This is a genomic window from Fictibacillus sp. KU28468 (genome assembly GCF_026153615.1).
Classification (GTDB): domain Bacteria; phylum Bacillota; class Bacilli; order Bacillales; family Fictibacillaceae; genus Fictibacillus_C; species Fictibacillus_C marinisediminis.
The window spans coordinates 3,233,505-3,255,279 of record NZ_CP110666.1 but is presented as its reverse complement, the minus strand read 5'-3'; the positions used below and the strand labels follow the sequence as shown (position 1 = coordinate 3,255,279).

Sequence of the window (21,775 nt, the reverse complement as noted above, 5' to 3'; positions counted from 1 at the left end):
AGTGTAAAAAAAAGGATTTAAAAACATATTTTGTAAATAAATGAATGGTTTTAAACAAATATAAATTTCAAAGTTACGTTATAAATGAGTTAGTTTATCAAGAATATGGCTAACCTGCTTCTGCAAAATCATAATCTGAATCTGTCATTAATTCTTACTGCTCGCCAGAGAGGGAAACAAATTTTAAAGAGGAGAATAAGGAATATCTCTGTATAAATAAAATTCTTTGACCTCCTATTAGTGTATGCCGTGACTATCATCCACAATCAACAAGCTATCCTAAATAAAAAAGGGGCTGTCCAAGAAGTCTGGTAGCTGTGATCTCCGCTCCAGGCTGCTCGCTTTTACCGGCGCGAGCTCCTGCTTTCGCGGGGTGTGCGGTGAGCCTTACCGGCGTGAACGCCTACTTTTTGGTGGAAGCGCCTGCGGGAGTCTCACCTGTCACGCTAGTCCCGCAGGACAAGGAAGGCTCCGGCAGCTTTTTATCGCACGAAGAAAATGTGAAGTTCATTTTCGAGGAGTCTCGCACCTTGCACTCCAATCAACTTTTCATTGAAGATTTTTCACGTCAAAGGAGCTGCCTGAAGGTCAATATTCGACTTTCAGGACAGCCCCTTTTTTATGTTTGCTAATCAACAACAAGATAGGCAATCATGGGACCGTTGTGGGAGATATCGGCATGTGTCTTGCAGATCAGACGGTAAATGCCTTCTTTTTTAAAACGCAGGTGCAGAACCGTTTCTTTCCCTTTAACGACATTTCCTTTAACATTCGTTCCCTCAATATAAAACGGATGTTCCTTGCCATTCACTCCATAGATGCTTAAAGTTACAGGCTGATTGTGAGGGATATGGATGGTTCCGGGGTCCCAGCGGTAAGCTTCGATTTCCTTGCCATTATCAAGCTTGGACTTAAATTCCCCAGTGACCATGTTGATCACAATTCTTTTTGATGCCGCTGGAGAACCAGCTGTCTGGACCGCTTCCGGCTTTACAACGTACCATGTGCCGAGCCCGATACCAATACATAAAATAAAGGCAAGTATCCATTTCCTTGGAACATACAGCACTTTCAAACATTCCACCTCCATTAGCTTGTCTTTTAAACTATATGTAGGGTGGGCGGATAAGTTGTTTTTAAATATAAAAAAATTTAGTTAGAGAGGCTTTTTGGAGAAAGTAGATGCTGTGCAAAGGTGTAAATACAGCTAAATTGCAGTTCGCTTAATATATTCATGCTGTTTTGTTCGTTATCTTATTTCAGCACACCTTGTTTTGTTCACTATAGAAGTTCTTTTGAGGGCCGTTTATGCTTTGGGGAATTTTGTTATCGAATTTAGAAATATATGATCGAAAATGCAAATTTATTATTGAAAGGAGCGGATTTATTATCGAAATCCCAATTTTATTATCGAACAGGTTAAACACGACAGGATTTGACCGGTTTCAACCGAATCATTCCTTAAAAAAAGGAGTGACTCAATTCAAGTCACCCCTTCTCAAACCGTATTAGATTTTAATATCAATTTTTGCGTTTTTCTTAAGAGATTTTACGTGGCTCATCAGTTTTTCCTGTTTCTTTTGCTGTTCGAGCTGCTGCTTAATCTGCGGTTTTACTTCTTCCAGTTTTGGAGGCTTTTGGCCTTTGCCTGTTCCCTGCTTGGCATACTGGTTGTAGTAATCCTGAATTTCTTTATCAGTTACTGTATCGGCTGGTACTTCTTTATCAATATATTTTTGAGAAGTAATGCCTTTCGCGATCTGAGCTTTTAACTGAGATTCAGAAAGGTTAGCCTGTTTGAGAGCGGCGGTAAAATTTTTCTCGCCTTTATATTGTTTTTTTGTTTTTTCAAGCTGAGCATTTACTTCAGCTGAGGATGCCTTATAGCCTTTTTTCTTGGCATCCTGCATGATCAGTGACTGTCCGATCAAGCTTTCAATCGTTTGTTTCTTTATCTGTTTTGCCGCTTCTCTAGAAGAAGGGTCTTGTCCCATCTGCTGCATCTGCATTTGGGAGGAGGAAAGAGCCTGGTTGTAGTCTTTGCCTTTGATTTTCTCATTGTTTACTGTCGCAACAACTTTTTTATTTCCTACTTTTTGAGCTTCAAGTTTTTTCTGCATTTCTTTCATTTGTTTTTCTTGCTTTTTCTGAGCTTGGGACGTTTTCGCTTTATCGTTGTTGTCCGAAGCCTTTTTCTCTTTATCATTTGATCCACAAGCCGTTAATGCTACGGCAAGTAAACACACCATTAGTACCGAAATGATTTTTTTCATCATTCCACTCCTTTCAAAACATCCTTGGTGCGCATTATAACGGATATAAGACAAAAAGGGAAATCAAAGGGTATTAGTCAGAAAAAAAGAAAAACTCACACGGTTCCATGTGTGAGTTTCTCCATACGGATCAGATGATAAACATCGCAACAATGGTCGTTACAACGAGACCGATGAGTACTGGCAATAGATTCCTTCTTGCAAGTTCGAATGGATCGACTCCACAGATGGCTGCTGCAGGAATCAGCGCCCACGGAATCAAGGTGCCGCCCCCTACCCAAATGGCTGCAATCTGTCCTAAAGCAGTAAGCACAGCTGCTCCTGCTCCAATGGAGTGAGCAAACAAAGCGGCAATTGAACCAGCAAGCGATATACCAGAAAACCCAGAGCCGTCGAGACCGGTGATAGCACCCACTACGGTTAGTGTAACGGCACCAACCTCCTTGCTTAATGGCACAACAGAAGCAAGAGAGACGCCTAAGTCGTTGACAATGCCGTGAGATTGTTTTGGCAGAAAATCACCAATGATTTTTATAAAACCGGCATCTCCCAGGTAAAAGAAGGCAGCGATCGGAATGACCGGGCCAAATACTTTAAAACCGAACTGAAAGCCTTCAATCAGGTAGCTTGTTGTTTTTTCAAGCCCTTCATTTTTGTGGCTCGCCATGGTGATGAGCAGAAGAATGAACACGGAAGTTCCACCGATCAGTGCGGTCGCATCGCCGCCTTGAAGTTTAAGGATGTACATGGCGGCAACATCAAGAGCAAACAACAGAGGAATCAGCAAAGCAAACAAGCATTTTTGGCCATCAGAAAGAAGGTTTATTTGGCTCTGAGGCAGTTCTTTTGGCTCGGCTGCGGTTGAAAGTCCAGTAGATGCCGTTAATTTTCCGGATTTTAAGTCGCGTTTTAAAAAGTAGAAAGCAGCTAATGTCGTCACAACTCCCATAACCGCCACAAGAGGAATGCTGGCATGAATGACTTGGCTGACGGGGAGTCCGGCAGCATCCGCTGTCAGTTTGGGAGCGGCCTGGATGACATAATCACCAGACAATGCAATTCCATGTCCGAAGAGGTTCATCGCCATCGCCACACCGAGAGCGGGGAGCCCAGCTCGTATTGCGACAGGAAGCAGGACGGCTCCCATCAAGGCTACTGCAGGAGAAGGCCAGAAAAACCAGGAGATGATCATCATGAGAATTCCAATCGTCCAGTAGGCGAGAGCGGGAGTCCGTATCAGCTTTGAAAACGGGGAGATCATGACATCATTAATCCCAGTAGCCGTCAGCGTTTTGCTCATCGCCACGATAATCGAGATGACCAGGATAGTAGAGAGCAGCTCAGTGATTGCGTAAGCAAAGCTGTTGAAGATGCTGCTGACGGAAGCACTTAACGAGCCTGTAGCGGTTATGGCAATTAAGAAGATCCCGATGATACAGACCAGGGTCGTATCCCGTCTTAATACCATAAAGCCGATAATCAAAAAAATGAACACGACATAAATCCAATGAAGCGCTGTAAGTTCAACGCCCATTTTTTTCTCTCCCTTCATCGTTTCATATTCCTTAAACGGGCTTATGCCCATGGTGGTGGTAATACAGAATATGTTTAGGTGAAGATATGGTGAGAAGGATTTATAAGACAAAAGCCCCAACCCTGATATTTAAAGGGCTGAGGCTTCGAACTTAAATCGTTTTTCTTTTTTTAATCACAAAAACAGCGAGCAAGATGAATGCCATCAGCATCACAAGGATTACACTGAATTTTGACATATACATCTCTATGGATTTCCATTGGTTTCCGAGAAGGTATCCAAAGGTCAGGAACGTAATGGTCCAGATCAGGGCGCCTGTATAAGCGAAAAAGGAGAATTTTCGGAACGAGTAACCATTTATGCCCGCAAGATAAGCGGTCAAATGTCTTACAATCGGTATAAAGTAACCGATAAACAATAGGAAGGGACCGTATTTATCATAAAGTTTTTTTGCTGTATCGATTTTATCCTCAGTAAGATGAAGTTTCGGACCGAATTTCTTTAAAAACGGTAAACCTAATTTAACGCCTAAAAGATAGCTGATGGATATTCCTGCAGCCGATCCAGCCCATGCACTGAGTATAGCTGGAATGTAGGCCATCTCACCTTTAAAGATATGATATCCAATAAAAGTGAGGAACAGCTCGTCAGGTACAGGAAGCCCCACAATTCCTCCAATCAAAGCCATAATAATCCCGAAATAACCAAAATGTGCAAGAAGATAACTGATGTGCTGTTCCATGTGTGATCACTTCCACAATAGGTTATAGTTTTTCTTTTCTTTCAAGTTCATCTGTTTCAAAGAAATTTACTCTGCGGTACACGTTCAAGATAAACTGTACGAAAAATTCCAGCTTAGCAGAAAACCGCACGACCAAATATCCACATGCATAAGCAATTACTGCACTGCCTGCAATATCAGCCGGGTAATGAACACCAACAAAGATACGTGAAATTCCAATCACCACCGCCCAGCAGAGGACAGGCACACGCCAACGGCTGCCCCTCATCCATAAAATCCATGCGATAGAGAATACTACTATGGCATGATCACTTACAAAAGAAGAATCCATGGAGTGTGGAGTCAGTTTGTGTACATGGTGGACGGCAAACGGGCGTGGATGATAGTAAATAAGGTGTAAGATGAGATTCAGCAATAGCGCGAAGGCAGTTGTACATCCAGCATATATCGCGGTACGTTTATTTTCTATATGGTGTGACGTTCCTGGAATAAACCATAGCAGCAAGATCATGGCTACGGCTAAATAGGGCACACTGTTGGTCAGCAAAATCATACTTTTATCGAAAAAGACCGATTGATTTGCCAAGCTGTTGATCCATTGAAAGATAATATCATTCATACATTTCTCTCCTTACATACATAGAATCTCAGTTGTGGATGATTCTGTATCAAAAATTAAGTATAGTTCGGTAAACTGAAAAAACACTGAAGACCACATTAAAATTCAATTAAAATAAGAAGTTTGAAACGTGTCTCATGATAAAGTTGAAAAATAATAGTACAGCATTAAAGAGGTGAAATGGAGTGAAACAACGGATTCTAGTCGTGGAAGATGAAGTGCAGATTGCTAAAGTCCTTAAAATAGAACTGGAATATGAGGATTATGAAGTCCACATCGAGAATGATGGCTTGTCAGGACTGGAGAATGCACTAGAAGAAAATTATAATTTGATCCTTTTGGATGTCATGCTTCCGAAACTGAGCGGAATAGAAGTGTTAAGACGGCTGCGAAAAGCAGGCAGCCATACACCGGTAATTTTATTAACTGCCAGAAATACAACCCTGGATAAAGTGATGGGCCTGGATCTGGGAGCGAACGATTATGTCACGAAGCCGTTCGAGATTGAAGAGCTGCTGGCGCGGGTGCGGTCCTCCATCCGCTATCACTCTTCCATCATCAGCTGGCAAGCGGACCGAAACGAGCAGCCGAAGCTTTCGATTAAGGATTTAAGTGTGAACACAGAATCAAGGGAAGTGACAAGAAGTGGAGAAAGCATATCACTTACTCCAAAAGAATATGACTTGCTTGTTTATCTTCTTCATCATAAAAATAAGATCGTTACTCGCGAAGGAATATTAACGAATGTTTGGGGCTATGAATTTGAAGGAGAAACCAATGTGATCGATGTTTACATCCGGCACTTGAGGAAAAAACTTGGAGATGATTCATCTGATTCATTAATTCAAACGGTTCGTGGTGTCGGTTACACCATGAAGGAGAAGTAACGTGAAGATCACTACAAAGATTAACATTTTAACAACAGCCTGGCTGGTCTTTATCCTTCTCATCATGAATGTCCTTGTTTTTTTTACATTTATGAAAACCATCGGAAATATCGAAGAACGGTTTCTCATTCAGAAGGCTCATGAGATCATTAAAAAAACAGAAAAACAGGGGTCAAAAGTTTTGACGAAGGACTTATTGGAGGTCTATCTGACAGACCATTCCTTTATCCGGTTGGTCGATAGGAATTCGAGAGTCACCAAGCAAATTACAGATGATCAAGACTTGGCAAGGGTAAAAGCAGAGTTTACACCCAAAGAGGAATCAGAGCTTCGGCAGATTGGGGAAGAACAGTTCCAGATTGTCCGTGTTCCCATCTCAACGAACCATAATGTTTCCTATACGATGGAAATTGCACAGAGGGTAACAGGGCTTGAAGTGAAGAAGGATAAGCTATTATCCATCTTAGCAGCGTGTTCAGCCATTACTCTGCTGCTTTCTCTGGCTGGAGGGAGCTTCCTTTCAAATGTCATCATGAAGCCCATCTCCAGAATGATTAAGACGATGGAGGACATTGAACAGAGCGGGGTTCCTAAAACGATATTTATCCAGAATCGATCGAAGGATGAGCTCTATACCCTTGCCAACACGTTTAACCGCATGATCAGCAGACTGCAAGAAAATATTGAAAGGCAGAAGCAATTTGTCTCTGATGCCTCTCATGAATTAAAAACACCAATCACTGTGATCGGCAGCTATGCAAACTTGTTAAGACGAAGAGGACTGAAAAACGAAAAACTATCAAAAGAAGCAATAGAAGCGATTCATCAGGAAGCGATGAGAATGCAAAAAATGACAGAGACATTGCTTGATCTCGCTTCTTCTGAAAATGAAACATCATTAGAAATAAAAAAAGTAAATCTTACTCAAGTTTGCGAAAGCCTGATCAGACAGCTGAAGAGTGTCTATAAACGGGAAATCCTCCTTCATCAGAAGAATCCGCCCATTTTTGTTGAGGCTGACGAGTTAAAGATGAAACAGGTCATCATTATTGTCCTGGATAATGCCATAAAATACAGTAAAGCCAAAATAGAGATAACGGTCCGCCAAAATGAAGGGCAAGCCTTCATTAAAGTAAAAGACTACGGAATCGGTATTCCAGAAGAAGATGTCAGTCAGATTTTCGAACGATTCTATCGTGTGGATAAGGCAAGATCCAGGGAAACAGGTGGAACAGGACTCGGATTATCCATTGCCAAAATCATCATGAGGCTTCATCGAGGCGATGTACATATTAAAAGCAAAGAAGGAAAAGGAACAGAGGTCGAATTACGTTTTCCGGTTTTCTACAAAACAGCCGAAGAGGCAAATCATTAAAATTTGCTGAGCAGAAGATTAATAATAAATGAAAAACCGAAAATAAAGGATTTCACATGCTACAGTGGACACAAGGTTCAGGCTGACAAGCATTGAACCATCAAATCTTTTAAAAGAGGCGATGCACTGTGGCAATACTAGAAAAACTTCTTTCTCTCTTTCATAGGAGACCTTGTTTATCAGAAGAGGACGGGTATATCTCATGTCCTGAATGTGAGGGGACGGGAGAATTCGATACAGATATAGCATGTGATTATTGTGACGGAAAAGGAAAGATTGAAGAGACAGAGTACTATGAAATGCTTGTGAAAGGTGATTTTGAAGAACTCTAATAAAATAAGCATATAAAAAAGCGCTCCTGAACATGGAGCGCTTTTTATGATCGCATTGAGATTAACTTTCCTGTGGAGTTTCATCTCTTCGTGTCTTCGTCAAATACGTAACGAGAACTAAAATAATAACCAGGAAGATTACACTTGTTCCTGTTGTTCCGAGCCCAAGTCCTCCTGCATGGTGGGACTGTGAAAGAAAATCGCCGATGGAAGCGCCAAGCGGGCGTGTTAAAATGTAGGCGATCCAGAAGGATAGAACGGCATTCATGTTAAACTTGTAATAAGCAAGGGTAACTAAAGCGATCACGGCAGCGAAAATGATTCCGGATTTCCAGTAGCCTAATCCCATATCCTCAGAGATAAGGTCTCCGGCTGCTGTACCAAGTGCAAAAGTAAATAAAATAGCGAGCCAATAAAAGGTTTCCCGTTTTGTGGTAAAGATAGAGTGAATCGAAAGGGTCTTTTCACTGGCATACCAAGCAGCGAACGTAATGGCTAATACGATGGAAAAAACAATCGTCGATGTCACCAGAGGCACTCCGAAATGATCGGTGAGATTGTCGGTGATCAATGTTCCAACGACACTGATGAGCACGACCGCCAGCCAATAAATACTCGGTATATATTTTCTTGCTTTAAACTGAAAGACCAAGGTGATGATCAAGAGAACGCTCATGACATAGGTTGTATTGGTCAGTCCCCAGTGCAGCTTGAAGGTAAGAAAATCGGCTGCTGTTTCACCAACCGTTGTGGCCATAATTTTAATGATCCAAAAGAAAATGGTGACCTCCGGAACTTTATTCAGCATTTGGCGTCCGATAGAGGTTTGAGTGTTTTCAATGTTTTCCAAATCTATTTCCTCCTTTTTAATAAACATGTACGAATACATCATTAACATTACTGAATTGCTATTAAATTCTTCTGAAAATCAAATTAAAAATGAATTAAAACGTATCTTTATCTTTTCTAAAAGAATGTGCTTTGGGAACATTTTTGTGAAAAGTCTTCAATGATTGTTGATTGGAGTGCAAGGTGCGAGACTCCAGCGGGACGAGCGTGACAGGTGAAACCCGCAGGCGCTAGCGCCGAGGGGTTCAGCGCACGCCCCGCGGAAAGCGAGCAACCTGAAACGGAAATCAACCACTCTCAAGAGCAACAATGGTTGCGAAAACAGCCATTAAAAAAGACAGGCAGAGGTCTTTATGAACAAAAAAAATGACAAACGATATGAAACAGACTTGTACGAACCAGTAAGGGATTTTTTTATGGAAAAAGGCTTTGAAGTGTATGGGGAGGTCAACCACTGTGACATTGTGGTGGTCAAGGAAGATGAATTGATCATTGTCGAATTGAAGCTGAATCTGAATGTTGACCTCCTCGTCCAGGCAACAAACAGACAGAGGCTGACAGATTTCGTATACATCGCTATTCCGAGGCCTAAATACAAATTAAGATCAAAAAAGTGGCAGGACACCCTTCATTTGATCAGAAGGCTGGAGCTTGGCTTGCTGCTCGTTTCATTTCCAAAAAGCGGACCTGTAGTGGAAACCATTCTTTCTCCTGGAGCGTTTGACCGGTTAAAAAGCCAGCAGCGCTATAAGAAGAAACGAACCAAGCTTCTGGAAGAAATTAAGGGAAGAAATGGAGATTATAATGTTGGAGGCAGCAGCAAAAAGAAGCTCATGACCGCCTACAAAGAAAATTGCATCCAGATCGCCTTTCTGCTTGATCAGCTTGGGCCGTTGTCCCCAAAAGCGCTTCGGGAACTAGGGACAGGTGAGAAAACCCTTTCGATTCTGAACAAAAATTATTATGGCTGGTTTGAGAAAATTGCCAGGGGAATGTATGGGGTCAGTGAAAAAGGAAAGAAAGAGATGGCTTTGTTTCCTGAGCAAGTCAGGTATTACAGCGAGTTACTGGAAAAAGTAAAACCGGAAACGGATTAGAAACCTCTAATTCGTTTTTTTTTTGCCAATCAGACTATTTACCCATCTATTGTGCAACCGCTTTCATTTGTTTCTTTGTAATGGTAAAGTTATGTTTGAAATCCACATTTTGTAATGTAAAGGGAGGATAAGGAATGAAGTTGGCATTGATCAAGCGATTTATTGCATTACTCTCGATTTTTACTTTAGTCATTGGAGGTCTTTTTTCTTTCCATTCTGTGCAATCGTTTGCAGAAGCGGCGTCTGGAAAAACAAAAGTCACGATTCACTACAAGCCTGCAGAAGGCAGCACGAAGGACTGGAATTTATGGGTCTTTCCTGAAGGCGGAGAAGGAAAAGCCTATCCGTTTACAGGAGAGGACAAGTTCGGAAAGGTAGCCGAGATCGAGCTAGACGGTACATACAAGAAAGTCGGCTTCATCGTAAGAACGGACAGCTGGGAAAAGGATGGCGGAGACCGTTTTATTGATATCTCTGCCGGCGAAGGCGAAGTTTGGGTGAAGTCCGGTGATGACAATACTTACACAGAGCCGCCAGATGGAGAGTATCGAGACCTTCCTGCTTATGAAGATATTAATGTGAAGGTTCACTATTTCAGATACGACAATCAATATGAGGGCTGGAACCTATGGACCTGGCCGGAGAACGGCGAAGGAAAAGCGGTTCAGTTTACGGAAGATGATGATTTTGGAAAAGTAGCGAATATCAAGATGGAAAATTTAAAGGACGTTCATAAGATTGGCCTCATTGTAAGAAAAAGCGTGCCGGGAAATGAATGGGCGGATAAGGAATTTAATGATAGATACGTAACAAAGTTTCACGAAGACGGTTCTGCAGAAGTGTGGATCGCACAGGGGCAGGAGCGCATTTATTATGACAAAGACTTGGTCGACCGTACACCGAAAATCGTAAAAGCAAGCATCGATGGATTTAATGAAATTACATTTGAAACGAACTTCCCATTTGATGTGAAGAATCACGGCCTTTCACTTTCAGGCGGTGCATTAATAAAAGAAGTTGTTCCTTATGACAGCAAGACCGGTGATTTTACAAACAAAGTTAAAGTCATCACTTCGAAAAATGTGGATCTTACAAAAGTTTACAAGATCTCTAAAGAGAATTTTGGAGAAGCCGCAGTACAGACAGGCAAGGTGGTCCGTACACCGGAATTTGATAAGCAGTTCTTCTATAACGGTAAAGATTTAGGAAACACCTATTCTAAAAAAGAAACGAGTTTCAGGCTTTGGGCACCAACTGCTAGTGAAGCCAAGATCGTGGTCTACAAATCATGGAAAGAAGAGAAGGGAACCGAGCTGCCATTGAAGAAGTCCGAGCGAGGCACTTGGAAAACAACTCTTAACGGCAATCAAGAGGGTCTGATTTATACGTACAAAGTAAAGATTGGCGACCAGTGGAATGAAGCCGTGGACCCCTACGCACGTGCAGTAACGGTAAATGGCGATAAGGGTGCTGTTATCAATTTGGATAATACCAATCCGAAGCATTTTCACAAAAGAATGAAGGCCTTCACTCCTGAAGATGCCATCATTTACGAGCTTCATGTCAGAGATTTATCCATGCATCCAAAAAGCGGCATCAAGCATAAAGGAAAGTTCTTGGGAGTAGCTGAAGAAAAAACAACCGGGCAAGCGGGAGTAAAAACAGGACTGAACCATATTAAAGATCTCGGTGTTACACACGTTCAGCTGCTTCCAATCTATGATTATAATACGGTTGATGAGACAAAATTGAATGAACCGCAATTCAACTGGGGCTATGATCCTAAGAACTATAATGCACCAGAAGGCTCGTATTCTACTGATCCTTATAAGCCAGCAGTCCGGATCAAAGAGATGAAACAGATGGTCAACACCCTGCATCACAACAAACTTCGGGTCATTATGGACGTGGTATATAACCACATGTTCGCAGCTGGGGAGTCTAACTTCCAGAAGCTTGTACCGGGCTATTATTTCCGTTATAACGAAGACGGGACGTTGTCGAACGGTACAGGTGTAGGGAATGATACGGCATCAGAGCGTAAGATGATGCGCAAATTTATCGTAGACTCTGTGAGCTATTGGGCCAAAGAATACAATCTGGATGGTTTCCGCTTCGACTTGATGGGTATCCATGACGTTGAAACGATGAACCTGGTCAGAAAAGCATTGAACACAATTGATCCTTCTATTATAGTGCTTGGCGAAGGTTGGGATCTCAACACACCGATTGATCCTGAAACCAAAGCGAATCAAAAGAATGCCGGAAAAATGCCGGGAATCGCTCATTTCAACGATGGCATACGTGATGGTCTAAAAGGCAGCGTGTTCAATGATACAGATAAAGGATTTGTGAACGGTAAACCGGGTACAGAAGATGTTATTAAAGAAGGCGTTAAAGCGGGTATCGATTACCCGAGCACGACGGCGACCTATAAAGATCCGCAGCAAGTGATCACATACGTAGAAGCTCACGATAACCACACCTTATGGGATAAATTGCAGCTGACCAATCCAGAGAGTTCAGTTGATACCCGTAAGAAAATGCACAAGCTTGCGTCCTCTATTATCCTGACGTCACAAGGCATTTCGTTCCTGCATGCCGGCCAGGAGTTCATGAGAACGAAAGGCGGCGATCATAATAGCTACAGATCTCCTGATTCTGTGAACCAGCTTGATTGGCAGCGCCGAGCAGACTTCAGCAAAGAAGTAGATTATATGAAAGGCCTTATCAAGCTGCGCAAGAGCCATCCGGCATTCCGAATGAGAACAGCACAGGATATCCGAAGTCACTTAATGTTCCTTCCAGCTCCGAAAAATACAGTCATTTATGATCTGAAAGGACACGCAAACAAAGACAAGGCAAAAGATCTAGTTGTCGTGTACAACGCCAACGAAACTGTACAAACGATTTCTCTTCCAACGGTCGGACCATGGAAGGTGCTTGCCAATGGTGAGGAAGCGGGAAACAAATCACTCGGTACCCTGCTGGGCAAAAAGATAAAGGTCCCTGCACTTAGTGCTGTTGTTCTTGAAGGGAAATAACAAAAAGCTAAAGCGAAAGGCTGCCGGCGTAACCCGGCGGCCTTTTTGATGTCAATTTGTACGAAAACTCAATTCAATCACTATTCACTATTAACAGTAGATTACAGAATATTCATACTATATAATCCGAAGTAGGAATGATACTCAGGGAGGGGACCAGCATGAATGAAATAATAAGTACAAACATAAAAGCTGAAGTGACGATTCGGGAGGTGTGGGAAGCCAAAAAGAGGATCGGTTCCCTGATAAAAAAAACACCTGCTGTTGAATCTTTTATTCTATCTGAAAGAGCAGGGCGGCCAGTTTATCTTAAACTTGAGACGGTTCATGATACAGGAGCATTTAAAGTCCGGGGGGCAGCGAACAAAATTTTTAGTTTAAGTGAAGAGGAAAAAAAGAGGGGAGTTACAACGTATTCTACGGGAAATCATGGAATGGCAGTAGCCTATGTGGCGAAAAAGCTAGGCATTGAGGCCACTGTTTGTATATCCAACCGGGTGCCAAAAGCAAAAGTTGATTCTCTTAAGAGACTGGGTGCTGTTATTGAATTTTGTGGAGAAAGCCAGGATGAGGCTGGCGAAAGATGTTTCACATTAGAAAAAGAGCAGGGATTGACCGTGATCGAGCCATTCGATGATCCGCACATAATCGCAGGACAGGGTACCATTGGTTTGGAACTGCTTGAAGATATTCCATGTTTAACTGATGTGATCGTGCCGCTTTCGGGTGGGGGGCTGCTATCCGGCATTGGTATGGCGGTTAAGTCAAACGACCCGGGGATCAGAGTGACTGGGGTTTCCATGGCAGAATCCGCAGTGATGTATGAAAGCCTTAGAGCAGGGAAACCCGTAAAATTACCTGAGAAGGACACGCTTGCTGACAGCCTGCTCGGAGGAATCGGCCTGGACAATCGCTATACCTTTGAAATGGTAAAAAGGTATATGGACCAGGTTCTATTAATCTCTGAAGATGAGATTGCCTATAGTATGGCCTATATGATGGATCATCACCGAATGATCATGGAAGGAGCAGCAGGTACTGCAATTGCAGCATTATTAGGAAAAAAAATAGAGCACCAGGAAGGAGCAATTGCTGTCATTATCACAGGCCATAATGTAGATCTTTCGGTGGTACAACGAATTCTTCAAACCTACTCACCTTCTTGAAATTACCCATTTTTCCTTAAGATTGTACAGGGGAATTTGGTTTTGTGTTGAAAATATAGTAGAGATCTTCCCGATTATTGTGATGTGCTATATTTAACAATATGTATAATTCAGGAAGGAACATCTTGCGGTCAGGAGGGTTCATATGAGGTTAGCAGTAGGGGATATATTAAACTTCGAGATTATGAAAAATGCCAGAGTACGAACTGGGGGCCATATCCTGAACGAACGGTATGTTCAATGGATTTCTGCTATAGAGATGCCAGTAGAGAATTTTGTCCGCAAAAATGAAGTGGTCCTGAGCACGGCCATTGGGTGCGGCCATGATGTTTTGTTATTCAAAAAATATGTTGAAGACATCATACAATCTGAAGCTTCAGCGCTTATTATTGCTTTAGGCCGTTACATATATGATGTTCCAAAAGAAGTGATGGAGCTTGCAGAAAAACATAACTTTATCATTATTGAAATTCCATGGGAAATCCGTTTTGCTACCATCATTGAAGATGTTCTTAGAGAACTCAATGACAGGCAGTTTAAAGACCGGGAAAAATCTGAAAAAGTTCAGCAGGAACTACTTAAACTCATTCTGAAGGAGACTAGCCTGAACGAAATATCCGGTTATATTCAAAAACATATAGGCTGTACTCTCGTTATTACGGACAGAGCGGGAATTATTCAGGACAGGGCTGAAGCATGCGAGCCTGACGCCAGATGGAAATACTATGACATGAAAGATTGCATCTCCACAGAAAAAACACCTGCCGTTCTGCCGCAGGATCCGATGTTTCAAAAGTTTCATCTTATTGAACGTGAGGGTGAGTCAATTCTTCAACTGCCAATACTAAAGGCTTCAGGTGATATACAGGGATATTTATTTGTTCTGCCTCCAAACGATTTGGTGATTGAAGAGTTTTTAAATCAATACCGTGTGAACGTGCTCGAACATTCTGCTACCACGATCGCTCTTTGGCTGTCGCGCCAAAATGCCATTGAAGAAACGGAGATGCGTCTTCGCAGTGATTTTGTTCAGGAATTGGCAAAAGGAGAGTTTTCTTCCCGGGAACAAGCTGAATCCAGAGCAAAATTGCTCGGGTTTAATATTAAACTCCCTTATGTTTGTATTGCTGGCTATCCTGAAAACCTGGAACTATTGTTTAAAAAAAGAAAGCAGCACTATGATTCGTATGAGCACTGGCTTGACAGCATGATCCGCTACATTGAGGAAGAAATTTATTATGCGGCACAATCTCTAAAAAAAGAAGTGATGATGACCTATCAAGGCGAAAAACTTATCCTTTTTGTAGAAATCACAAGCAATGAGAACCCTGCACATCATTTTTTGGATCTGGTTGAGAGGCGTCTCCGGAATCTGCTGCCGGATGTCATCATTTCATGGGGAATCGGCGGGCATCAGGAGGAGGTTGCCGGGTTTAAAAAAGGATTTGACCAGGCAAAGACCGCACTGCAGATCGGAAGAAATAAGAAGGGAGCAGGACACCGGGTACTGTATGAAAATACAAAGGTTGACCGGGTGTTGTTGACTCTGGCACAGAACAAAGAAATGAAAGAAATCATCGTATCAGCGATTGAACCGCTTATTCAATATGACCAGCAGCGCACTATGGATCTTATCGGAACGTTCACCACCTACAATGAATGCCACGGAAATGTGAGTCAGACCGCGCGCCTGTTAAATCTTCACCGGCAATCCCTATTGTACAGGCTTCGTAAAATAGAGACCCTGACCGGCCTTTCCCTGATCGACACGGATGATTTATTTTTATTGGATCTCAGTATCAAAACCTGGAAGTTAGGGTTAACTGAAGCACGATATCCTATTAACAGCTAAATACTTTAAAAGATAAATTAACAATCTTTTATTAATAAAATATTTGATAGCTTGTCTGAACATGGACAAGCTCTTTTTTTATGTGTGCTAGCTATTCTGAAAAATTGACTAAAACTTTTTACAAAAGTTCATACATATTTGCAGATGATGAATAGATGGAGGATGTTCTATACTAAGTTTATAAATTAATTATTCATAAAATTCTAATAATTATACAGAAACAGGAGGGAAGGTCCTATGTCATTTGGGACAGCTGAATATCAGGAAAGAATTTATAAAACGAAAAAGAGTATGGCAGAGAAAGGGATAGAAGTCCTCCTGATTACAGACCCGGCCAATATGAACTATTTGTCAGGATACGATGGATGGTCGTTTTACGTCCATCAAATGCTGATCGTTATTAATGACGAAGATCAGCCGATCTGGATCGGCCGTGGCCAGGATGCCAATGGGGCAAAAGCAACGTCATGGCTTTACCATGAGAACCTGATTCCTTATTCCGACGATTATGTCCAATCGGACTCGAAGCATCCTATGGATTTTGTGGCCGATATCCTAAAGCAGATCGGGCAGGACAAGCGTTCGATCGGTGTGGAGATGGACAATTATTATTTTACGGCTAAATGTTATGAGCAGTTAAAGAAGGGGCTGCCCAATGCTTCGTTTAAAGATGCCACATTATTAGTAAACTGGGTTCGCCTCGTAAAATCAGATGCCGAAATTACGTATATGAAACGCGCCGCTGAAATTGTGGAAAATGCCATGATGAAAGGAATCGGGCTCATTAATGAAGGCGTCAGGGAATGTGATGTGGCCGCCGAGATTTTTCATACCCAAATCAAAGGGACCAAAGACTTTGGCGGTGACTATCCGGCGATCGTGCCCCTGCTGCCTTCAGGAGAAAAAACGTCTACACCTCACTTGACCTGGACGGATGACCGGTATAAAAAAGGGGACTCCGTCATTTTGGAACTGGCAGGCTGCTATAGACGGTATCATTCCCCGCTTGCAAGAACAGTAAATATCGGACCGCCATCCGACAAGCTCAAAAATCTTTCCGATGTTGTAGTAGAAGGGCTGAATGCATGCCTGGACATGATCAAGCCGGGAATTGCCTGTGAGGAAATTGAAGAAACGTGGAGAAAGACGATCCACAAAAGCGGCATTGTTAAAGAATCGCGGCTTGGCTATGCGATGGGACTTAATTATCCGCCGGACTGGGGTGAGCACACGGCAAGCATCCGGAAAGGAGACCGAACCATTTTGCAGCAGAATATGACCTTCCACCTTATCCCCGGAATCTGGCTTGATCAATACGGTTTTGAAGCCAGCGAATCTTTCCGGGTAACAGCGGACGGCTGTGAAGCTTTTGCTTCAATGCCAAGACAGCTGTTTATCAAAGATGGAGTGCTGGAAACGAACAAGAACTAAAAGGGGTGAAGGGAAAAATGTATATTTTCACAGAACAGGAATTGAAGCAGCATATCTCATTAAACCCGGAGGCTCTTTCCGTTGTTGAAGAAGGCTTTTCTTACCTAGCCGAAGATAAAGTAACCATGCCGCCTATCATGCGGGTTGATGTTCATGATCAGAACGGAGAAGTGGACGTGAAAACCGCCTATGTCCAAGGGAAAGACATGTTTGCGATTAAAGTGTCTTCTGGATTTTTTAACAATTACCAGATCGGCCTGCCGAGCGGAAGCGGACTGATGATGCTCATCAGTGCAAAAACAGGTGTGCCGAAGGCGATCTTGCTGGATAACGGTTATCTTACCGATATTCGTACGGCTGCCGCGGGTGCTATTGCTGCTAAATATCTATCAAGAGAAAAGATACAAACCGTTGGCGTGATCGGCTCAGGAAGCCAGGCGAGATACCAGGTAAAAGCCTTGCGGCTAGTAAGGGACTTTCAAGAGGTGCTCGTCTATGGTCGGTCAGTTGAACGGGCGAAGGCCTATGCTGAGGAAATGTCAGCTGAGCTTGGGATTGAGGTAAAAGCGGTCGAAAGCGCAGAGGCGGTTGTACGTAACAGCGATCTCGTCATTACAACAACGCCGGCAAAGGAACCGGTGATTAAAGCAGAATGGCTCCATCCAGGAATTCATATTACAGCGATGGGATCGGACGCCGAGCACAAGCAGGAACTCGAGGCTGAAGTATTGGCACAGGCCGGCCGGCTTGTTTGCGACACCATCGCTCAATGTGAGCGGTTGGGCGAACTTCATCATGCATATGATCGAGGACTTTTATCCCGTGAACAACCTATCGTTGAGCTCGGGGAGCTGACTTCGCAAAAAACAGTAGGCCGGCAGGATGAAGAACAGATTACGGTCTGTGACTTAACCGGAACAGGAGTACAGGATACCGCCATAGCTTTGTTTGCTTTTCAAGAAATGTTGAAACGAGGACTTGGTTTGAAAATAGAAAACAAAGAAGCAGCCTTAAAAAATTAACGAGGAGTGATCTCATGACAAATCAAAACGTTAAAGCAGGCACGAAGTCCGTGTGGGCAGGGGAAAAAGAGTATTTGGTGCACGGTGCTACTCAGGTGCCGGTCGTTCTAAGTGTAGCGTATGGCTACGACGATATGGATGAATGGTATGACGTCGCCATCGGGAAGAAAAAAGGGCATATATACGGACGAAACACAAATCCGACGGTCCAGGCTTTTGAAGACAAAGTAAAAATTCTCGAAGGAGCCGAAGCAGCTACGAGTTTTTCAACTGGAATGGCAGCGATCAGCAATACACTTTCTACTTTTTTAGTGCCTGGTGACCGAATCGTCTCCATCAAGGATACCTATGGCGGAACCAATAAAATATTCACAGAATTCCTCCCCCGGCAGCAGATCGAGGTTGCGTTATGTGAAACCGGAAACCATGAACAGATTGAAAAAGAAGTAGCAAAAGGCTGCAGTATTCTGTATTTGGAAACACCAACCAATCCAACGGTTAAAATTACAGACATTGAGAGGATGGCCAAAGCAGGACGTGAAGCGGGTGCGTTAGTGGTAGTTGACAATACGTTCGGAACACCGATCAACCAGAATCCGCTCGCTTTGGGAGCAGATCTTGTCATCCATAGTGCGACCAAATTTTTGGGAGGACATGCCGATGCGCTTGGAGGCGTAGTCTGCGGTACGGGGGAATTGGTGGAAAAAATCTATCATTTCCGTGAAATCAACGGAGCAACGATGGATCCGATGGCTGCTTACCTCATCTTAAGGGGGATGAAAACCCTTCAGCTGCGTGTTCGCCAGCAAAGTGAAAATGCAATGGAGCTTGCTAAATTCCTCCAAACGCAAGACTTGGTAGAAGGAGTTTATTATCCTGGACTTGAAACACATCCAAACCATGAAATTGCGAAAAAGCAGATGAAGGGATTTGGCGGGATGCTCAGCTTTGCGGTAAAAGGAGGCGTCGAAACGGTCAGGGACCTGCTTCCAAAATTGCAATTTGCTAACCGTGCGGCCAATCTTGGCGCAGTGGAAACAACCGTCGGCCCTGCACGTACGACAAGCCACGTGGAATGTACACCGGAAGAACGGGCGGCGATGGGAATTCCTGAAGGATTGATCCGCATCTCCTGCGGCATAGAGGACATCGAAGATATTATTACAGACTTTGAGCAGGCTTTTCAACATGTGGAAATTGCTTTAAAAGTCTAAAAGATAGCAAGTGTGTTTGAGGAGATGAATGACAAATGGCAAATCATCAGTTTGTTGCTGCTTCGGTAAAAGGGTTGAATGAAAAATTGATTGCATGGAGGCGGCAGATCCATCAAAACCCTGAAGTCAGTTTTCAGGAATTTGAAACGTCAAGCCTTGTGGCAGAAACATTAAGGCGGATTCCCGGAATGAAAACGGAGATCGGAGTGGGTGTTCCCACTGGTGTTGTAGGAACACTTACCACAGGGGAAGGACCGGTCATCGCCATCCGCGCAGACATGGATGCCTTACCCATTCATGAGAAAAATGCAATTGGTTACAAATCCGGGAACGAGGGTGTGATGCATGCTTGCGGTCATGATGCCCATACGTCCATCCTGCTGGGGGTTGCCAGCCTTCTGGCAGATGCATTTGAACGGGGAGATATACAGGGTAAGGTAAAATTTGTTTTTCAGCCGGCAGAAGAAAGCATTGATGAACACGGACTTTCAGGTTCTCCGTATATGGTTCAGGCAGGAGTTTATGATGAAGCAGACGCAGCCATAGCCCTCCATATGTGCCCTTGGCTTCCGGCTGGTGCTATTCAAGTGAACGATGGCTACAGCATGGCCAATGTTGATGTGTTCCAGGGCAAAATTTATGGAACAGGAGGACACGGTGCTTATCCTGAACAGGGAACCGACCCCATTTGGATGCTGGGGCCTGTCATGCAGGCACTGCATGGCATTGTGGCACGGAAAGTATCGGCAATGGAGTCAGCCGTGATCAGCATAGGTGAGATCCATGCCGGTTCGGCAAGCAATATTATTCCTACCGAGGTATCCATATCGGGAACGATTCGCAGCTATTCACCTGAAATACGCGGCATGCTCGCCTCAGAATTGGAAAAGGCGTTTTCGATTGTTCAGCCTCTAGGAGGAGAGTACTCTTTCAAAGTAGACCGGGGCGAGCCTGCGCTGAAGAATCATAAAACCATCAACAAGTGGTTTATGGAGGCGGCAAGAGAGCTTTATCCCGAAATCACGATTAAAAGAGGTCCGTTTGGAATGGGCGGAGAAGATTTTGGATATGTAACACAGAAAATGCCGGGTGCCATGTTCTTTTTGGGATGTGCCGAGCAAGGACAAGACCAGAGAGATTTGCACACTCCATTTTTTGATATAAATGAAGACTGCCTGCCAATCGGGACAGCGATTCTAGCACAGACAGCTATAAAGTATTTAAAAGGCGAGGTATTCCTGCCAAGCCGTGAAAAGGTGGAGGTAGACACATATGGCACATAAACTTGCTTTTATTGGGTTTGGAACAGTCGGCCAGGGATTGGCTGAAATTCTAAGGGACAAGCACGAAGATTTAAAGGCTAATGAGCATTTTGAAGCTGAAATTGTGGCCATCTCTGATTTTAACAAAGGTTCAATCTATCACCCAAACGGTCTGAACATTAATACGGTTTTACAAGTGCTGCGGGAGACTGGAAATCTGGAAAACTATCCGCCGGCCGCTGGACTCGTGACCGGCTGGGACAGCCTAAGGACCATTCGTGAAACTAATGCGGATACCATTATTGAGGTTTCGTATACCGATGTACGTACAGGACAGCCTGCCATCGATCATTGCCGGACGGCATTCTTGGCGAAAAAAAATGTGGTCATGACCAATAAGGGCCCGGTTGCATTGGCGTATAAAGAGCTTTCTGAATTGGCAAAAGAGGAAGGGGTGTACTGGGGATTTGAGGGAACAGTCATGAGCGGGACCCCTTCATTAAGGATGCCTGCTGCCGCTTTGGCGGGGAATGAGATTACAGAAATTCGCGGCATCTTAAACGGTACTACCAATTTTATCTTAACCAAGATGGAAGAAGAGGGAGTAACGTATGAGGAAGCGTTGAAAGAAGCCCAAAAAAAGGGTTATGCAGAAGCCGATCCAACCAGCGATGTTGAGGGCTATGATGCACGATATAAGATTACCATTCTTTCAAACTATGTGATGAACGAACCTTTGCTGGTAGAAGAAGTATCATGCCGGGGGATTACAGATCTCACCCTGAAGGATATTGAAGAGGCAAAAGCCGAAGGGAAACGGTGGAAACTGCTGGCCAAAGCTCGTAAAGAAAACGGGAAAGTTAATGCTTCTATCGCTCCTGAAAAGATCGATATGACTGATCCGCTTGCTTCCATCAGCGGAGCTGTAAACGCCATTGCTTATGATTGTGATCTCTTAGGAACTGTTACGCTAAGCGGAGCAGGTGCAGGTAAGGTTGAAACAGGCTTTTCCCTGTTAATCGATTTAATTAACATTGATCGCGAAAGAAAACTCGTAAACATTTAAACAGTGGAAG

The 21,775-nt window shown here is 43.4% G+C and carries 19 protein-coding genes; 13 read left to right on the top strand and 6 right to left on the bottom strand.

What is annotated here, in order from left to right; translation table 11 throughout:
* The first annotated feature begins 317 nt into the window (after nt 1-317).
* Nucleotides 318-632 (top strand): hypothetical protein, encoded by a 315-nt coding sequence (locus OKX00_RS16980; protein ID WP_265408148.1) that lies wholly within the window; start codon nt 318-320, stop codon nt 630-632.
* Here OKX00_RS16980 and OKX00_RS16975 read toward each other — a convergent pair.
* The 5 genes from OKX00_RS16975 to OKX00_RS16955 form a co-directional block, all read right to left on the bottom strand.
* Nucleotides 629-1,069 (bottom strand): cupredoxin domain-containing protein, encoded by a 441-nt coding sequence (locus tag OKX00_RS16975; RefSeq protein ID WP_369795830.1) that lies wholly within the window; start codon nt 1,067-1,069, stop codon nt 629-631. The genes OKX00_RS16980 and OKX00_RS16975 overlap by 4 nt on opposite strands.
* A 439-nt stretch (nt 1,070-1,508) precedes the next feature.
* A complete protein-coding gene (locus OKX00_RS16970) occupies nt 1,509-2,273 on the bottom strand; it encodes a SurA N-terminal domain-containing protein (protein ID WP_265408147.1) in 765 nt (254 codons plus the stop codon).
* Between the two features lie 130 nt (nt 2,274-2,403).
* Nucleotides 2,404-3,807: a hypothetical protein gene (locus OKX00_RS16965; protein WP_265408146.1), complete on the bottom strand. Its 1,404-nt coding sequence runs from the start codon at nt 3,805-3,807 to the stop codon at nt 2,404-2,406.
* 151 nt (nt 3,808-3,958) lie between these two features.
* On the bottom strand, nt 3,959-4,549 hold the full coding sequence (locus tag OKX00_RS16960) for a DedA family protein (RefSeq protein ID WP_265408145.1): 591 nt from the start codon (nt 4,547-4,549) through the stop codon (nt 3,959-3,961).
* Between the two features lie 22 nt (nt 4,550-4,571).
* Nucleotides 4,572-5,168: an undecaprenyl-diphosphatase gene (locus OKX00_RS16955; protein WP_265408144.1), complete on the bottom strand. Its 597-nt coding sequence runs from the start codon at nt 5,166-5,168 to the stop codon at nt 4,572-4,574.
* 185 nt (nt 5,169-5,353) lie between these two features.
* Between OKX00_RS16955 and OKX00_RS16950 the strand changes: the two genes are divergently transcribed.
* From OKX00_RS16950 to OKX00_RS16940, 3 genes are all read left to right on the top strand, one after another.
* On the top strand, nt 5,354-6,055 hold the full coding sequence (locus OKX00_RS16950) for a response regulator transcription factor (RefSeq protein ID WP_265408143.1): 702 nt from the start codon (nt 5,354-5,356) through the stop codon (nt 6,053-6,055).
* A 1-nt stretch (nt 6,056) separates the two neighbouring features.
* Nucleotides 6,057-7,430, top strand: a complete 1,374-nt coding sequence (locus tag OKX00_RS16945) for a sensor histidine kinase (protein ID WP_265408142.1) — start codon at nt 6,057-6,059, stop codon at nt 7,428-7,430.
* A 128-nt stretch (nt 7,431-7,558) separates the two neighbouring features.
* Nucleotides 7,559-7,762: a hypothetical protein gene (locus tag OKX00_RS16940; protein ID WP_265408141.1), complete on the top strand. Its 204-nt coding sequence runs from the start codon at nt 7,559-7,561 to the stop codon at nt 7,760-7,762.
* A 61-nt stretch (nt 7,763-7,823) separates the two neighbouring features.
* Here OKX00_RS16940 and OKX00_RS16935 read toward each other — a convergent pair whose 3' ends face one another.
* Complete coding sequence (locus OKX00_RS16935; RefSeq protein ID WP_265410570.1) at nt 7,824-8,570, bottom strand: COG4705 family protein; 747 nt, start codon at nt 8,568-8,570, stop codon at nt 7,824-7,826.
* A 394-nt stretch (nt 8,571-8,964) separates the two neighbouring features.
* Between OKX00_RS16935 and OKX00_RS16930 the strand changes: the two genes are divergently transcribed.
* The 9 genes from OKX00_RS16930 to OKX00_RS16890 all read left to right on the top strand — a co-directional run bounded on the left by OKX00_RS16930 (nt 8,965) and on the right by OKX00_RS16890 (nt 21,765).
* Nucleotides 8,965-9,708, top strand: a complete 744-nt coding sequence (locus OKX00_RS16930; protein WP_265408140.1) for a DUF2161 domain-containing phosphodiesterase — start codon at nt 8,965-8,967, stop codon at nt 9,706-9,708.
* Between the two features lie 134 nt (nt 9,709-9,842).
* The gene (gene pulA / locus OKX00_RS16925; RefSeq protein ID WP_265408139.1) at nt 9,843-12,752 is read left to right on the top strand and encodes a type I pullulanase; all 2,910 of its coding nucleotides are present in this window, start codon (nt 9,843-9,845) and stop codon (nt 12,750-12,752) included.
* Between the two features lie 161 nt (nt 12,753-12,913).
* Complete coding sequence (gene eutB / locus OKX00_RS16920; protein WP_091008798.1) at nt 12,914-13,918, top strand: hydroxyectoine utilization dehydratase EutB; 1,005 nt, start codon at nt 12,914-12,916, stop codon at nt 13,916-13,918.
* Nucleotides 13,919-14,063: 145 nt separating this feature from the next.
* Nucleotides 14,064-15,770, top strand: a complete 1,707-nt coding sequence (locus OKX00_RS16915; protein ID WP_265408138.1) for a PucR family transcriptional regulator — start codon at nt 14,064-14,066, stop codon at nt 15,768-15,770.
* A gap of 237 nt (nt 15,771-16,007) precedes the next feature.
* On the top strand, nt 16,008-17,201 hold the full coding sequence (locus tag OKX00_RS16910; protein ID WP_265408137.1) for a M24 family metallopeptidase: 1,194 nt from the start codon (nt 16,008-16,010) through the stop codon (nt 17,199-17,201).
* 17 nt (nt 17,202-17,218) lie between these two features.
* Entirely contained in the window at nt 17,219-18,223 is a 1,005-nt protein-coding gene (locus OKX00_RS16905) for a cyclodeaminase (protein WP_265408136.1), read from the top strand.
* 14 nt (nt 18,224-18,237) lie between these two features.
* Nucleotides 18,238-19,437 carry a cystathionine gamma-synthase family protein gene (locus OKX00_RS16900; RefSeq protein ID WP_265408135.1) on the top strand — a complete coding sequence of 400 codons (1,200 nt, stop codon included), beginning with the start codon at nt 18,238-18,240 and terminating at the stop codon, nt 19,435-19,437.
* Nucleotides 19,438-19,472: 35 nt separating this feature from the next.
* The gene (locus OKX00_RS16895) at nt 19,473-20,720 is read left to right on the top strand and encodes a M20 metallopeptidase family protein (RefSeq protein ID WP_265408134.1); all 1,248 of its coding nucleotides are present in this window, start codon (nt 19,473-19,475) and stop codon (nt 20,718-20,720) included.
* Entirely contained in the window at nt 20,710-21,765 is a 1,056-nt protein-coding gene (locus OKX00_RS16890; protein ID WP_265408133.1) for a homoserine dehydrogenase, read from the top strand. Before OKX00_RS16895 ends, OKX00_RS16890 begins: the two co-directional genes overlap by 11 nt.
* The last annotated feature ends 10 nt before the right edge of the window (nt 21,766-21,775 follow it).